This is a genomic window from Arthrobacter sp. 9E16 (genome assembly GCF_002929435.1).
In the GTDB taxonomy this organism is placed as follows: Bacteria; Actinomycetota; Actinomycetes; order Actinomycetales; family Micrococcaceae; genus Arthrobacter_B; species Arthrobacter_B sunyaminii.
The window spans coordinates 120,121-135,181 of sequence record NZ_PJIU01000002.1 but is presented as its reverse complement, the minus strand read 5'-3'; the positions used below and the strand labels follow the sequence as shown (position 1 = coordinate 135,181).

Annotated in this window: 13 protein-coding genes, 1 tRNA gene and 1 other RNA gene; 8 read left to right on the top strand and 7 right to left on the bottom strand. The window is 63.9% G+C overall.

Features of this window, described 5'->3' with window-relative positions; translation table 11 throughout:
• Positions 1-15 precede the first annotated feature (15 nt).
• Positions 16-1,287, top strand: a complete 1,272-nt coding sequence (locus CXR00_RS07320; protein WP_104053886.1) for a glycosyltransferase family 87 protein — start codon at positions 16-18, stop codon at positions 1,285-1,287.
• On the opposite strand, the gene mptB is transcribed toward CXR00_RS07320, so the two are convergent.
• The gene (gene mptB / locus CXR00_RS07315) at positions 1,250-2,788 is read right to left on the bottom strand and encodes a polyprenol phosphomannose-dependent alpha 1,6 mannosyltransferase MptB (RefSeq protein WP_181032301.1); all 1,539 of its coding nucleotides are present in this window, start codon (positions 2,786-2,788) and stop codon (positions 1,250-1,252) included. The genes CXR00_RS07320 and mptB overlap by 38 nt on opposite strands.
• Positions 2,789-3,125: 337 nt before the next feature.
• On the opposite strand from mptB, the gene CXR00_RS07310 reads away from it, so the two are divergent.
• The 5 genes from CXR00_RS07310 to CXR00_RS07290 all read left to right on the top strand — a co-directional run bounded on the left by CXR00_RS07310 (position 3,126) and on the right by CXR00_RS07290 (position 7,225).
• Positions 3,126-4,370, top strand: coding sequence for a hypothetical protein (locus tag CXR00_RS07310; protein WP_104053885.1), 1,245 nt, complete (start codon positions 3,126-3,128; stop codon positions 4,368-4,370).
• Positions 4,371-4,445: 75 nt separating this feature from the next.
• Complete coding sequence (gene orn / locus CXR00_RS07305; protein WP_104053884.1) at positions 4,446-5,048, top strand: oligoribonuclease; 603 nt, start codon at positions 4,446-4,448, stop codon at positions 5,046-5,048.
• Between the two features lie 142 nt (positions 5,049-5,190).
• Positions 5,191-5,266: transfer RNA gene (locus CXR00_RS07300), tRNA-His, on the top strand.
• Positions 5,267-5,436: 170 nt separating this feature from the next.
• Positions 5,437-6,594, top strand: coding sequence for an acyl-CoA dehydrogenase family protein (locus CXR00_RS07295; protein WP_104053883.1), 1,158 nt, complete (start codon positions 5,437-5,439; stop codon positions 6,592-6,594).
• A gap of 58 nt (positions 6,595-6,652) precedes the next feature.
• Positions 6,653-7,225, top strand: a complete 573-nt coding sequence (locus CXR00_RS07290) for a peptide deformylase (protein WP_104053882.1) — start codon at positions 6,653-6,655, stop codon at positions 7,223-7,225.
• 113 nt (positions 7,226-7,338) lie between these two features.
• Here CXR00_RS07290 and CXR00_RS07285 read toward each other — a convergent pair whose 3' ends face one another.
• The 3 genes from CXR00_RS07285 to rnpB all read right to left on the bottom strand — a co-directional run bounded on the left by CXR00_RS07285 (position 7,339) and on the right by rnpB (position 10,731).
• A complete protein-coding gene (locus tag CXR00_RS07285; RefSeq protein ID WP_104054778.1) occupies positions 7,339-8,805 on the bottom strand; it encodes a glyceraldehyde-3-phosphate dehydrogenase in 1,467 nt (488 codons plus the stop codon).
• A 125-nt stretch (positions 8,806-8,930) separates the two neighbouring features.
• The gene (locus CXR00_RS07280) at positions 8,931-10,214 is read right to left on the bottom strand and encodes an MFS transporter (protein ID WP_104053881.1); all 1,284 of its coding nucleotides are present in this window, start codon (positions 10,212-10,214) and stop codon (positions 8,931-8,933) included.
• Between the two features lie 115 nt (positions 10,215-10,329).
• An RNA gene (gene rnpB, locus CXR00_RS07275) (RNase P RNA component class A) lies at positions 10,330-10,731 on the bottom strand.
• An 88-nt stretch (positions 10,732-10,819) separates the two neighbouring features.
• Here rnpB and CXR00_RS07270 point away from each other — a divergent pair.
• Entirely contained in the window at positions 10,820-11,599 is a 780-nt protein-coding gene (locus CXR00_RS07270) for a YaaA family protein (RefSeq protein ID WP_104053880.1), read from the top strand.
• On the opposite strand, the gene CXR00_RS07265 is transcribed toward CXR00_RS07270, so the two are convergent.
• The 3 genes from CXR00_RS07265 to CXR00_RS07255 all read right to left on the bottom strand — a co-directional run bounded on the left by CXR00_RS07265 (position 11,596) and on the right by CXR00_RS07255 (position 14,306).
• Entirely contained in the window at positions 11,596-12,558 is a 963-nt protein-coding gene (locus CXR00_RS07265) for a reverse transcriptase-like protein (protein ID WP_307859311.1), read from the bottom strand. The genes CXR00_RS07270 and CXR00_RS07265 overlap by 4 nt on opposite strands.
• Before the next feature lie 3 nt (positions 12,559-12,561).
• Positions 12,562-13,302: a zinc ribbon domain-containing protein gene (locus CXR00_RS07260; RefSeq protein ID WP_104053879.1), complete on the bottom strand. Its 741-nt coding sequence runs from the start codon at positions 13,300-13,302 to the stop codon at positions 12,562-12,564.
• A 71-nt stretch (positions 13,303-13,373) separates the two neighbouring features.
• Positions 13,374-14,306 carry a Nif3-like dinuclear metal center hexameric protein gene (locus CXR00_RS07255; protein ID WP_104053878.1) on the bottom strand — a complete coding sequence of 311 codons (933 nt, stop codon included), beginning with the start codon at positions 14,304-14,306 and terminating at the stop codon, positions 13,374-13,376.
• Positions 14,307-14,438: 132 nt separating this feature from the next.
• On the opposite strand from CXR00_RS07255, the gene msrA reads away from it, so the two are divergent.
• Complete coding sequence (gene msrA / locus CXR00_RS07250) at positions 14,439-14,963, top strand: peptide-methionine (S)-S-oxide reductase MsrA (RefSeq protein WP_104053877.1); 525 nt, start codon at positions 14,439-14,441, stop codon at positions 14,961-14,963.
• Positions 14,964-15,061: the final 98 nt, after the last annotated feature.

Here is a 15,061-nt window from a genome sequence, read left to right as displayed (position 1 = left end):
GGAGAATCACCCGGAATGCCGCAGAAAAAGACCTCTCTGCAGGAGCGCTTTATGCGCCGGAAATCGTTATGGATTTGCTTCACTATTGTCCACCTGGTCTTTTTTGCCGCATTGTCCTCCCTGATCTTCTCCGGCGGCGTCCTCAGCGACATCAATCTCTACCGGCTGTGGGCCTTTGAAGGCATCAATGAAGGGACCTGGCAGGGCATCAGCACGGACTGGGTGTATCCGATCGGGGCGCTCCTGCCGATGCTTGTCTCCGCTGTTTTCGGCTGGGGAGCGTATCAGCTGGTCTGGTTCGCCATCTTCACGGCTCTGAACGCCGCAGCCGTGGCCGTCATCAGCAAGCCGGGAACCCCGTCCCGATACGCGGCCTCCTACTGGTGGCTGGTGGTTACCGGGCTGCTGGGGCCGGTGGCGGTGGGCCGGGTGGACGGGCTCACGGCCCCCCTGGTGATTATGGGCCTGCTGCTGCTGGCGAGCCGCCCCGTAGTTGCCTCGTCGCTGCTTGCCGTGGCGACCTGGATGAAGGTCTGGCCCGCTGCCGTGATCCTCGCGGTGCTGGTCGCCTCGCGCCGGCGCCTGACAGTGGTGGCCACCGGGGCGGCGGTGTCCGCCGTGATGGCCGGGATTGTCATCGCCGGCGGCGGCATCCGTCACCTGCTGTCCTTTGTGGGCGCCCAGGGTGCACGCGGCATGCAGATGGAGGCGCCCTTCACCACTCCGGGCCTCTGGCAGGCCATCCTCGGCGGCGATTCCGGTGCCTACATCTTCGAGGACAAGATCATCAACACCCGCGAAGTGCGCGGTGCCCTCGGCGAGCCGGTGGCCGCACTAATGACGCCGCTGCTCGCGGCGGCGGCCCTCGCCGTCGTCGTCCTGCTGATCTGGGCCCTGCGGCGGGGCGCCGATGCCGGCCAGCTGCTCATTGCCGGTTCACTGGCCCTGGTGGCGGCGTTCATTGTGTTCAACAAAGTGGGTTCGCCCCAGTTCATGCTGTGGCTGGGCGCCGTGGTGGCCGTTGGTGTGGCCTGGGAGGGCCGGAGCTGGCGGGTCCCGGCGGTCCTCATGCTGGCCATCGCTTCCCTGACCACCCTGGTGTATCCGATGTTCTACGCCGCGCTCTACAACGATCTGAACATCGGGGTTGCCCTGCTGCTGACCATCCGCAACATTGCGCTACTGATGCTCTTCGGCTGGTCACTGGTCCGGATTGTCCGGTTGACGAAGGCGGGCAGCAGCCGTCCGCTCAGCGCACCCGAAGTTCGCCCGGAGACGGCTCCGTAAGTTTCTTCCGGAACAGGACCTTGGTCTTGGGATCCAGGAAGATCAGGTAGAGCGCGAAGCCCAGTGCTATGACGGCAGCAATCTGGCGGGCGGCGCTGAGGCTGAAGTCGAAATACGGCCAGATATCCAGCTGGTCGCTGATCGCGTACACCATGAAGAACGAGACCAGCAGATACAGGGTTTTAACCTGCCAGTCGTTCCGGATGCCGGTCACGGCAAACAGCGGAATCAGCCACACCACGTACCAGGACTGGATCATCGGCGCGAGCATAACGACGGCGGCAAAGGCCAGGGCGAGCCGGCGCACCAACCTGCTGTACTCCCCCACGAACATCTGCCAGAACACGATGAGCACCGAGGCCACTCGGCCCAGGGTGTGAACGATGTCGCCAAAGGTCCAGCCCGGCAGGCCCAGGGCATTGCCCAGGGTGGCAACAAGCATGCCGAGGAAGCCAACCGGCGCGTACCAGATCCAGACGCTGCCCGGCGTGCTCAGTGCACTCACCCAGCCGAAGCCCAGACCGTTGATGATGCCCAGGATCCACAGCAGGCCCAGGGAGATTCCCGCGGTCATGAACCAGTAGAGGAACTTGCGCGGCCAGGATGCACCTTTGCCGGCCCACATGAGGCCCACGAAGGGCAGCAGGATCAGTGTGATCGGCTTGATCCCCACGGAGAGCGTAATGAGGAGAATGCCGGGAATGGCGTGCTTGGTTGCGGCAAGGTAGAGGCCTGCCAGGGCCAGGCCGATCATCAGCGCATCGTTGTGGATGCTGGCGATGAACGTGGTCAGGAACAACGGGTTTGCGGTTGTCAGCCACAGTGCACGGTTGGGGTTGATGTTGTGCAGTTCCGCGAGCTTCGGCACGTAGTACACGCACAGCGCCACGCCGATCAGGGAGATGACCCGGAACAGCAGAATGGAGTATTCCGGCTGGCCGCCGGTGGCCCGGACCACGAGTTCCTCCAGCCAGAGGAAAATCGGACCGTAAGGAGTGGGGCTCTGGGCCCACAGGTCGTCGGCGCCAATCTGCACGTAGTTGGAGATCTGGGAGTAGCCGTCTTTGTACGGGTCCAGTCCGCTGACCATTACCAGGCCCTGGGCGATGTAAGCGAACACGTCGCGGCTGAAAAGCGGAAGAGCCACGCACATGGGTGCAGCCCAGGCGATGGTGGCCTTCAAAACCACCGGACGGCTCTCGGGACCCCACGAGGTGATGCGCTGGCCCAGCCGCAGCCAGGAGCGGACCAAGAGCATTCCGCCCAGGGCCAGCAGGAAGACGGAGAGCACTGCACCCTCCGGCTCAAAGCGGAGCCACATGATCACGGGGTTGCGGCGGAGGTCGTACGAGGCCAGAGATAGCCATCCGACGCCGAGCGAGCCCGCGAGCATCATGAGGGAACCGATGAGGCCCTGGATGATCGCGACATTGGGGTGGTTGGCTTTCGCTAGCTCCGGGCCGGGAGACGAAGGCTCGGTCGCGGGGACCTGGGCGGTCATCTGCGTGGTTCCAATCTTTGGGTTCGTACAGTTTGCCCAACGGCAGCGGCGCATGCCTGGCATCACGGCGAAGCCGGACTTCATGGGAGCACTCACCAGCAGTAAACCAGCGCGGCCGGCGGAACCGCGGTACACGCGACAAAGGCACCGCGGCAAGGACCGTCAGTAGCCAAGATATTAGCACCGCAGGGTGTACAAAGCCGGGATGCACGGACGCGCCGGAGGCGGATCCTACGGATGCGCAGTACGTCACATAGACTGAAAACCGTTGAAACAACAAGGCAAGGCGGTACGGGCTGTGGGGCGCCACCGGGCAGACACTGGAGATAAGCAGCACGTGGACACGCGACAGCAGGTCCGCGGGCAGCAGAAACCCGGAGGGCCGCAGCTTGCTGACAGCCCGAAACCGGATGTATCGGGTGGTGCGGCGCCTGAGGCTGCGGGGCTGCGTCCCCGCAGGGAGTCCCGGCGAAAGCCCCGGGAGGCAGGACAGAAGACCCTGGAGTCCCGGGAGAGATCCGCCGCCGTATCTGCCGTCGGTTCAGCTGCCGCCGTTGAGCCGGCTTCGGGTGCCGCAAAATCAACGCCGGCATCCCTGCCAACCGCGCTCCCGGGCAGCGTACGCCGGAAAAACCACGACCTGCTCCTTTGGGGCGTCTTCCTGGCCGTCACGGCTGTCGGAGCGATGACGTGGGCCGAGATTGATTGGCGCGTTACCGGAGCCGTTGCCTTCCTGCTGCTGCTGTCCTTCACTGCCGTCTGGCAATTTTCCTCGGATTCCCCTGCGGTGCATGACGCGGCGGGTCAGGCCGGCTCAGAGCACCCAAGCCCTTCAGCACCGGTCACGTCAGAGCCGGCGCTTTCAAAATCACCCGCCCCGGCGCTGAGCACCTCAACACCGACAAGCCAAGCACCGGCACCGGCGGGGACAGTCTCGGGGCCCGCACCCACCGGGCACGCCTCCGAGGCGGACCCGAAACCTCCGATCACCCGCAAGGAAATGCGCGCGGCAGATCCCACCACGGGGGTCTTGCCGGTGGTTTCGGTGTTCGCCCGCAAGCCCGGCGCGGGAAACAGCCGTCCTTCTGCGCGGCCTGCCCCTGTAGCCCCGGGAACGAAAACGAGTGCTGCAACCAGCCCCGGCGTCCCTCTGGCGCCCGCAGGACAAGAGCTGCTGGGAATCGATACCGGACAGGCAAAGGCAGGAAGCAGGAAGGCACGGCGGCGGGCTGAGGCTTCGACGCCTGAAGCGACAAAGCCCGCGCAGGCCCCTGATTCCGCAGAGACACGCAAACCCGCCCAGACACTCAAAACCTCCGAAGCCGCCAAATCCTCGGCGTCCTCCGAGTCGTCCGAGTCCTCGGCGTCGTCAGAGTCTTCCGAACCTGCAGAATCCACCAGGGCAGACAAAGCCGACACAGCAGACCAGAACGGCTCCGGCGACAGCCGCTGGACGCGTACCTTCGGTCCGCCTGAAACCGGCCAGCTGCCGATCCAGCAGTATGACGCAGCGGCGGCCGCCGTCGTGCCCTCCCAGCCGGAGTCAGCGGACCGCCGCCAGCGGAGCCATTCAAGCCTCTGAACAGGACGGAGTCCTGAGCGGGGTGAAGCGGTTGTTTCGGGCCGGTACCCGGGGGCAGCGCGGTACATTGGTTGTGTGCCAATAACTAATGAACGCATTGTTTGGATTGACTGTGAAATGACCGGTCTGGACATCAAGAATGACGCCCTCATTGAGGTTGCGGTCTTGGTGACGGACTCCGAGCTGAACATCCTGGGTGACGGAGTGGATGTGGTCATCCGCCCCGATGACGCCGCGTTGGCGCAGATGGGTGATTTTGTGCGGAACATGCACACCACCTCCAAGCTCCTGGACGAGCTGCCCAACGGGATGACCATGGCCGAGGCTGAGGCCCAGGTCATCGAGTACATCACCAAGTGGGTGCCGGAGCCGAAGAAGGCCCAGCTGGCTGGAAATTCCGTGGGAACTGACAAGATGTTCCTGGCCCGGGACATGCCGGAAGTCATTGACTACCTGCACTACCGGATCATCGATGTTTCCACCATCAAGGAACTCGCCCGCCGCTGGTACCCGCGCGCCTACTTCCAGGCACCGGCGAAAACCGGGAACCACCGTGCGCTGGGCGACATCGTGGATTCCATCAACGAACTCCGGTACTACCGCGAGGCCGTTTTCGTGCCGGCTCCGGGCCCGGATTCGGCGACGGCAAAGAAGATTGCGGAGGGCATCAAGAGTTAGCTCGGTCACATTTTGGGGTCTTGGGCGCCAGTTGGTCAGGACCACCCCAAAAACCGTGTAAGCTTGATTCCGCTGCCTCAGATAAATGAGTTCGCAAAAACCACTCGCCTGGATTTTGCGAATATGTTATCCGAGGCACATGGTGGGTATAGCTCAGTTGGCAGAGCGCCTGGTTGTGGTCCAGGAGGTCGCGGGTTCAACCCCCGTTACTCACCCCAAGGAGACTGGCAGGATCAGTTTCACAGAGGCCGTCCCGGTTCATCGGGGCGGCCTTTGTTGTGTTTGAACTTATGTTTGACTTGTTTATGAGGCCGCCCGGCCGGTGCTGCGGCGGCCCGCAGCACCGCCGCTGGAACGTACTGTGGCCAATCATTGAGGAGGCGCCGCCTTGGAGCGCAGATTGTTCGACGAAGACCACGAGCTTTTCCGTGACCTTGCCAGGGAATTCAATTCCCGCGAGGTCGCTCCCGGGTACGCCAAGTGGGACGCCGAGCACATGATGCCACGGCAGCTGTGGAAGGCTGCCGGGGAGCAGGGACTGCTGGGACTTGCCGTGCCGGAGGAGTTCGGCGGCGCCGGCATGCCCGACTACCGCTACCGCGCCGTCATGGACGAGGAGTTCGCCAAGGCAAACCATCTCGCCGTCGGCCTCGCCTTCCATCTGCATGACGATATGGTCCTCCCCCACCTGCTGGCGTACGGTTCCGATGACCTCAAGGAACGCTGGCTGCCGGGGATGGTCAGCGGCGACACCGTCACCTCAGTGGCGTGGACCGAACCCGGCGCCGGCAGCGACCTGCGCGGCATCCGCACCAAAGCTGTGCGTGAGAACGACGGCGGCTGGCGGCTGAACGGCCAGAAGACTTTCATCGGCAACGGCATCAGCGGCGACGCCTCCCTGGTCCTGGCCCGCACCGACGGCGGAACCGGCCGCGGCACCAAAGACTCCTTCAGCATGTTCATGGTGGAAAAGACCGAGGGCTACAAGACGGGCGGCCAGCTGGACAAGATGGGCCTGAAGGCCTCCGACACAGCCGAGCTGTTCTTCGATGATGTCCACATCCCCGAGGGCAACCTCGTGGGCGAAGTGGGCCGCGGCCTGGAATACGCCGCCGGACAGCTCCCCCAGGGCCGGCTGGCCATCGCCGTCGCTTCATCCGCCGTTGCCCGGCAAATCTATGAAGCCACCGTTGAGTACACAAAGAACCGCAACGCCTTCGGTGAGCGCATTGCCGATTTCCAGAACAGCCGGTTTGTCCTGGCTGACATTGCGACCGAGGTGGAAGTCACCGAATCCTATGTGGATTCGGCCATCCTCGCCTTCAATGAAGGCCGGCTGGACGCCGTCTCCGCAGCGAAGGCGAAGCTCTGGGCCAGTGAACGGGTTCAGTCCATCACCGACCGCTGCCTGCAGCTGCACGGCGGCTACGGGTACATCCTGGAATACCCGGTGGCGCAGGCCTTCCTGGCCGCCCGGCTGCTGACCATCTTCGGGGGAACCTCCGAGATCATGCGCGAAGTCATCGGCCGGCAGATCACCGCCTAGCCTCTCCCCCGGTACACAGACAGCAGCCGGCACCACCCACCCAACAGAAAGACCAGCAATGACCGTCCGTCCCATCGTTATCCACGGCGAACCCGTTCTGCACCGCCGAGCCGCTCCGGTGGAAAAGTTCGACGACGAACTGCGCACCCTGGTGGCCGATATGTACGAAACCATGGACGTGGCCAACGGCGTCGGGCTGGCGGCTACCCAGGTTGGCGTGGGGCTGCGCCTGTTCACCTTCGCCTACCAGAACGACGACGACGCACCGGACCGCGGCGTCGTCGTCAATCCCGTGCTCATCACGTCCAAGGTGCCTGGCTCGGCGCCGGACCCGGAGGACGATGCCGAGGGTTGCCTGTCCGTCCCGGGCGAGAACTTCCCCGTCAACCGCGCCGAGTGGGTCAGGATTTCCGGTTTCGATGAGAACGGAGCCCCGCTGGAATTTGAGGCCACCGGCTGGTTTGCCCGGGTCCTGCAGCACGAGTACGACCATTTGGACGGCAAGCTGTACGTGGACAAGCTCAATGACCGGTGGAGCAGGAAGGCCCGCAAAGCCATCAAGGCTCACGGCTGGAATGTTCCGGGACTGACGTGGATGCCCGGAGTGGATCCGGATCCTTTCGGCCACTAAGGGTACTCAGAAACCCGGGAGCCCACACCGGAGCAAAGCGAAAGGCGCGTTCCCCGACAGGGAAACGCGCCTTTCGCTTTGTCTATTTGCCTTGTCTTCGGTGAAGCTCCCGCCTAGATCGAGGCGGCCAGCTCCTCAACGCGAGGGTAGGCCGGCGGATTCACGTGGGCCATTTCCTCCAGTACCCGGATGACCTGGCAGCTGTAGCCGAACTCGTTGTCATACCAGACGTAGAGGACGGCATTCTTGCCGTTGGAGATGGTGGCCAGTCCGTCCACGATGCCGGCCCGCTTGGACCCCACGAAGTCGGTGGAGACAACCTCGGGAGAGTCGATGTAGTCGATCTGCTTGTGCAGGTCAGAGTTCAGCGATGTTTCCCGCAGGAAGGTGTTGATCTCTTCCTTGGTGGTGGAGGTCTCGAAGTTCAGGTTCAGGATGGCCATGGAGACGTCGGGGGTGGGAACCCGGATGGCATTGCCGCTGAGCTTGCCTGCCAGTTCCGGCAGCGCCTTCGCAACGGCCTTGGCGGCACCGGTTTCGGTGATCACCATGTTCAGTGCGGCGGAGCGGCCGCGGCGGTCACCATTGTGGAAGTTGTCGATCAGGTTCTGGTCATTGGTGAAGGAGTGCACCGTCTCCACATGCCCGTGGATGATTCCGTATTTGTCGTTGAGCACCTTCAGGACCGGCGTGATGGCATTGGTGGTGCAGGAAGCCGCGGTGACAATCAAGTCATCATCGGAAATCGATTCGTGGTTGATGCCGTGCACAATATTCTTCAGGTTGCCCTTGCCCGGAGCGGTGAGCAGGACGCGCGAGACTCCCTTGGCGGACAGGTGCTGGGACAGTCCCTCTTCGTCGCGCCAGCGGCCGGTGTTGTCCACCACCACGGCGTCGTTGATGCCGTAGGCCGTGTAGTCCACAGTGGACGGATCGTTGGAGTAGATGACCTGGATCAGGGTGCCGTTGGCCAGGATGGTGTTGTTTTCCTCGTCGACAGTGATGGTTCCGTCGAAGGCACCGTGGACGGAGTCGCGGCGCAGCAGCGAAGCACGCTTGACCAGGTCATTTTCCGCTCCCTTGCGGACAACGATTGCCCGGAGCCGCAGGCCCTGGCCGCCCCCGGCATGGTCGATGAGGATGCGGGCCAGCAGCCGGCCGATCCGGCCAAAGCCATAGAGGACGACGTCGGTGCTGGTGCGGTCGTCAGCGCCGTGCTTGCCCGCCACATCGGCCAGCTCGCGGCGGAGGAAATCCATGAGATCCACGCCGGCGCCCTCTGCCTTGTACTTCAGGCTCAGGCGGGCCAGGTCGATGGATGCGGCGCCCAGCTCCAGTTCAGTCAGTGCCTGCACCAGCGGGAACGTGTCAGAGACCGGCAGTTCAACTTCATCGATCTGCCGTGCAAAGCGGTGTGCCTTGAGGATGTCGATGACGGAACGGTTGACCAACGGGCGGCCGTACACCGAAGTGACCACACTGTTTTCCCGGTACAGCCGCCCGATCAGCGGGATCATTGCCTCGGCAAGGGCCTCACGGTCCATCCATGTGTCCAGGCAGGCATCGGAGAACTGGCTCAAGATTTTCACTTCCTTTTCTCAGCCGGCACTGCTTTGTGCCGGTTGGTCGTCCCTCCAAGTGTATTAGGACACACTTGCCGCACCGCTTTGTTGAGCGAGATGTTTGTCACACTGACATGTTCGGGTCAGTGGACCTCCAGGGTTTCGTCAGCCGGTTCGGGCTCCAAGTCTTCAAGATCCCTAATCCCCCGCAGCGGACCGAACGCTGCAACGGCCGGAGCCAGGAACGCAATCGCCAGTCCAGTGAGGATGGCCCCGCGGATTCCCAGGGCTTCCACGAGGAAGCCCCCGATGACGCCGGCGACGGCCAGCATTCCCCAGGTCACCATCCTGGACGCAGACCCCAGCCGGCCCAGCATTCCGGGCGGGCAGACCCGCTGGCGGAAGCTGGTGGACACCACAACATTCATGGAGATGGCATATCCGGCCAGGAAGAGCCCGGCGAATCCCGGCAGCATTCCCCAGTCCGGCGTCATCAAAAGCAGGCTGGAATAGCCGGCCGCAGCGGGCAGCATGGAAAAACGCCACACAGTTCCCGAGCCCCAGCGCTGTGTGACGTGCTTTACGGTGAGCCCGCCCAGCGTTCCGCCCAGCGCGGTGGATGCGGTCAGGAATCCGAGCATGGCTCCGGATTCGCCCAGTGTCCGCACCACAAGGATGACCATGAGGGAGACTACGATTGCGCCGCCCAAATTCCACAGCGCACCGACCAGCAGGATCGCGCGCAGCGGAGCTGTGCTGAAGCTGTACTGCAGCCCCTCTTTCATGTCGCGGAAGATCCTGCTCCCGCTTTTTTGCGGAGTGGCCGCCTCCTGAACCTTGAGTGTTGCCACCGAAAGCAGCGATGCCGTGGATGCGGCCACCTGCAGCAGGAGCGAGTTTGATGCCCCCCAGACAGAGGTCAGCCAGCCGCCCAGACTCCGGCCCACTGCGTCCGCTGAAGCAGCGGAGCCGGTCATGAGACCGTTGCCCTCGATCAGTTCCTCACGCTTGACCGCCCGGGGAACCAGGGCCGACTCCGCCAGCATGGAGAAAACGGCAGCCAAGCCGGACAGGAAGGACACCACGAAGAGTTGGATGACAGTGAGCCGGTCCAGCCAGAACGCCACCGGCAGGCTAATCAAGACGGCTATCCGTATTACCAGCGCGGCCATGACTACTGGTTTGCGGCGGTAGCGGTCCACCAAAACGCCAATTGGCAGTCCAAACAGCAGCCACGGCAGGAACCCCACGCCGGACAGGGCAGCAACAGCGAAGTCCGAGGCGTCCAATTCGACGGCGGCGATGAGGGGCAGCGCCACAGCGGCAACGGAAGTGCCAAAGATGCCGGCGGTCGAGGAAATCCATAGGGCGCGGAAGTTCGCATTACGGAGCACCAGCGGGCGGCGTTTTGTCGTAGTTCTGGACATTGCCACAGAATAGTCGCGCAGTTGCCGGTGCGCCTGCTTTGCGGACCGCTTGTGCAAATCCTGCGGAAAAACAGCGCCAAATCTTGAGACACTGTTGCCCCCGGGGCTGTTTGAGTGGACGGGCTGGCCGATAAGCCGGGTTTTGTATCTCCGGTCCGTTACCGGGCCGGAGGCGGCAATCATCCATCTGGGAACGCCGTTGCCGGCGCCCTCAAGCGGCCTACCCGGACGCATCGGGCGAGCAGCCCTCAAACGCGTCCTGTATGGCCTTGCTCCGGGTGGGGTTTACCTAGCCGCTCCGGTCACCCGGAACGCTGGTGGTCTCTTACACCACCTTTTCACCCTTACCGAACAGACAGTGTTCCAAGCGGATCACCATCAACGGCGGTTTCTTTTCTGTGGCACTGGCCTGCGGGTTTCCCCGAGTGGGCGTTACCCACCACCCTGCTCTGCGGAGCCCGGACTTTCCTCGGTGGCTCCTTTAATAAGGACCCAACGCGATCGCCTGGCCAACCCGTCCAGCCTCAATGCTACCGTCTCCGGCGGGTTGTTCGGGTTCAGTGCCCCGGCCCGGGAGGCTCACACACCTCGCGTAGGATTAATTGGTGTTGATTTTGCTCCCGCCCTCTGAAGGAAAAACCGCCGCCGTCTCAGGTCCGGCTTTCGACCCCGACAAGCTGCATTTCCCCGGGCTTAACGACGCCCGCAAACAGGTCCTTGAAGCCGTGGCGCAGGCCAGTGCTGCGGCGGACGCGCACGCCGTCCTGGGCGTCGGCCCGTCACTGGCCGCAGAGGTGCAGCGCAACACCGTCCTGCAGGATCAGCCCTGCGCCCCGGCACACCGCATCTACAGCGGAGTGCTCTACGATGCCCTGGGCTACTCAACACTGACTCCCGCCCAGCAGCGCACTGCGGATAGCTCCGTCATCGTCATCTCAGGATTGTGGGGGGCGCTGGGATTCGGCGATCCGATTCCCGCTTATCGGTTGTCCATGGCGGTGAAGCTTCCGGAAACGGGCAAACTCGCTTCCTTCTGGAAACGCCATTTGACGCCCGTCCTGAACGAGTATGCGGCGGAACAGCTGGTGGTGGACTGCCGTTCCAGCACCTACGCGGCTGCGTGGGCGCCGGAACCGGCTCGGGCAGCGGCTGTGAACGTCTTCCAAATTCGGAACGGCAAACGCACCGTTGTTTCGCACTTCGCCAAGCACACCCGCGGAGAGCTCGCGCGTCATTTGCTGACCCGCACCGGTGCCGCACCTGAGACGCCGGAACAGCTGGTCGCCGCTGCCGCCGAGAAGTGGGAGGCAGAGCTGGTGCCGGCCACGGCCCGGAAGCCCTTCCAGCTCAACCTCATCCTTCCCGGGCAGGAAGCCGCAAACTAGTCTTCGGCAACCAGCTCCACTTCGAAGCCCGCACTGTTTTCGAGGTAGGCAGCGTAGTGGTCCGGACCGCCGGCATGGGGATGCCGGTCGGTGAACAGCAGGGTCCAGCCATGGCTTGCGGCGCGCCGGGCCAACAGGTCCACATCCGCCCGCGATCCGGCGTGGAAGGCCAGATGGTTCAGGCCCGGACGCCGCCGTTCGTACGCCGTATCCAGCACGTCCGGTCCTGCTTCGATAACCACGTAGCTGTCCGCTCCCTGCCACCGGGCACCGGTTTTCCAGCTGTCCGCGCGCAGGTATCCCAGGCGTTCCAGGAGCCAGCCCAGCGAGGCTTCAGCGGCGGCGAAGTCCCGGACCCACAGCTCGGTGTGGTGCAGCCTGCCGGTGGCAGTCGGTTTGGGCTCGGCGACCGGCTCGGAAACCTCTTTCGGTTCCTGGAGCGCAGTTGCAGCTGCACCCTTTTGAACCCAGGGAACCCCTGCCATGCCGGCGTCCATTGCCTCATTGGAGAGCCGGTCGGCGTCCTTGTTCAGTTCGCGCGGGATCCACTGGTACTTCACCCGGCGCGGGTTGACGATCCCCCGGGCCTTGGCTGCCAGCTTCTGCATGTCCTCGTGCTTGATCTTCCAGCGGCCGCTCATCTGCTCCACAACGAGCTTGGAGTCCATCTTGGCCAGGATCCAGCAGTCGGGGTCAATGTCGTGGGCCATTTCGAGAGCCGCCACCAGGCCGGAGTACTCCGCCACGTTGTTCGAGGCCTTGCCGATGTACTGTGCCTTTTCCGCCAGAATGCGTCCGGTCTCAGGATCGCGCACCAGGGCGCCGTAGCCGGCGTGCCCGGGATTGCCGCGGGAGCCGCCGTCGGCTTCCACAATCAGCGTGCGCCGGGGCGCGTTCGAAGAGGCCGCGGCGTTCCCTGAAGGCTCAGCAGGGGCGTCGGACGGGTCAAACAGGGTCACCGGTCAGCTGCTCCACTCATCGGAGCGCACCAGGATGGCGCCGGAGTCGGGGCAGAAGACAATGTCGTCCTCTGCGGCCTTGCGGATATCGGCAAGGTCTCCGGGGCTCAGCTGCATGCCGGAGCCCTCGGAGGTGCCGTGGAACAGGCGTGCGGCGCCAATACCGTGCTTGGCCAGTGTCTTTTCGTAAACGGCCAGCAGGCCGGGCTCAAAGGTGGCTGCCAGTTCCTCACGGCTGGCCACCACTGCCTGCCGCTCGGTTTCGATTTCCGCCAGTTCGGCGTCGCGCTTTTCTTCCAGCGCCGCCATTTCAGCATCCAGGGCAGCGGCGGCTTCACGGGACTGCTCCTCGGCGGCCTTGGCCGTCTCGAGGCGCTCCATGACTTCAAGCTCCACGTCCTCCAGATCGGAACGGCGGCGCTTCAGCGACTCCATTTCGCTCTGCAGGGCGGTGAGCTCCTTGGAAGTGCCGTGGCCGCTGTCCAGATGCTTCTGGTTGCGCTCTACCCGGGATGCCACGGCTGCGACGTCGGCTTCGGCACGGGTCAGTTCACGCGTGATGTCGGCGGCCTCGGTGGAAGCGGCAACCAGCCTGCTCTGCGCCGCGGCCCGCTGCAGGGCAAGGGCTGCAATCTCCGAGTTGTCGCTGACGGTGCGGGCCCGGTTCCGGAGTTTGCGGACCGTACTGTCCAGAGCCTGCAAATCGAGCAGCCGCAGCTGCTCCTCCGACGATGCTTTTGCCACCGAAAAACCTCCAACTATGACCGGGCCAACCTGACCCGGTTCTTCCCCCTAGCCTATGCCAACGGGGCAGGTCAGTTCAGCCCGGGTGTCAGCACAAAGTCCCACGGATCGGTGTTGGTGCCGCTGATCCGGATCTCCGCACTGAAGCCCTGATCGTTCAGGACGTTTTCCAGGGCAGTGGCTGCAGGCGTTAACCACAGCCATTCACTGCCGAAATGGGACACATCCATCAGGTAGGGGCGACCGTTAACGGCAGCCTCGCGGGCTTCGGACGCGGGATGGTGGCGCAGGTCGGCTGTGACGTAAACGTCAGCCTGGTGCCGGCGGACGGCGTCAAAAAGACTGTCACCCGCCCCGCCGCAGACGGCAACCCGGCGGACCAGCCCGTGCGGATCGCCGGCAACACGGACTCCACCGGCGACGGCGGGCAGGATGCTGAAAACCAGCTTGGCGAAGTCCGCCAGCGTGGTGGCCTCAGGCAACTCCCCCACCCGTCCGATGCCCTCTTCGGGCAGTCCGTCCTCGGCGGGAACCAGCGGTTCCACCCCTTCGAGTCCAAACGCGTCTGCCAGCACATCGGAGACCCCGCCCACGGCGCTGTCGCCGTTGGTGTGGACCGTCAGCAGCGCACAGCCGCCTTCAATCAGCCGGTGCACCACGTCACCTTTGAATCCTGTGCCCGCCACCGAGTGAACCGGCTTCAGGAACAGCGGGTGGTGCGTCACCAGCAGGTCCGCGCCCCATTCCAGGGCTTCGTCAATGACCTCAGAGGTGGGGTCCACGGCGAAGAGAATCCGCTTGACCGAGCGGAATGGCCGGCCGGCCACCAGACCGACGGCGTCCCAGCCTTCAGCCAGGGATTCCGGCCACAGTTCTTCGGCGGCCAGGAGGACGTCGCCGAGTGTGGGCGCGGAGCCGTCCGTTTCTGCTGCGGCGACGGGGGTTTCCGGGTCCGGTCCCGGTGCCGCCGGCTCGGCGCCTTCGGCGGGCTTGTCTGTATCCATGGTTTCAGTTCTACCTGCTAGGTTTCCCGCGCTCAATTCGGCCGCGCCGCAGCAGGGCATGATTCGCCCCGCACCGGGTATTGGAATGGAAGATCGGGAATCATTGCGGGCACGCGTGCATTGATACAGGGTATGAAGACCTATGTACTTGGCGGAGGCTGCTTTTGGTGCCTCGACGCCCTTTACCAGAAGACCCGCGGTGTCACCGACGTCGTTTCCGGCTACACCGGCGGGCACACCGCCCATCCGGACTACGACAGCGTCTGCTCCGGCACCACCGGGCACGCGGAAGTGGTGGCGGTGACCTTTGACGAGGACATCATTGACGGCGAAGTGATCCTTGACATGTTTTTCATTTCACATGACCCCACCACGCTGAACCGGCAGGGGTACGACGTCGGCACCCAGTACCGGTCCTCCATGTTCTACACCAGCGAGGCTGAGCGCGAGGAGTTCGAGAAGGCACGCGACCGGGCACAGGAGCACTGGGACAATCCGATCGTGACGGAGATCGTCCCGCTGCCCCGCTTCCACGTGGCGGAGGATTACCATCAGGATTTCTACGCCAAACACCCCGAACAGGGCTACTGCCAGGTCATCATCAATCCCAAGCTGGCCAAGGCGCGGAAATATTACGCCGAATGGCTTGACAACTGACCCACCCTCATGCTGAAGGGTAGGCTGGGACGGGCCCCGGTGCGGACATTCCCGGGAGCAGCAACCTCCAGCCGCCCCCTGACTCACTTTCATTCCAA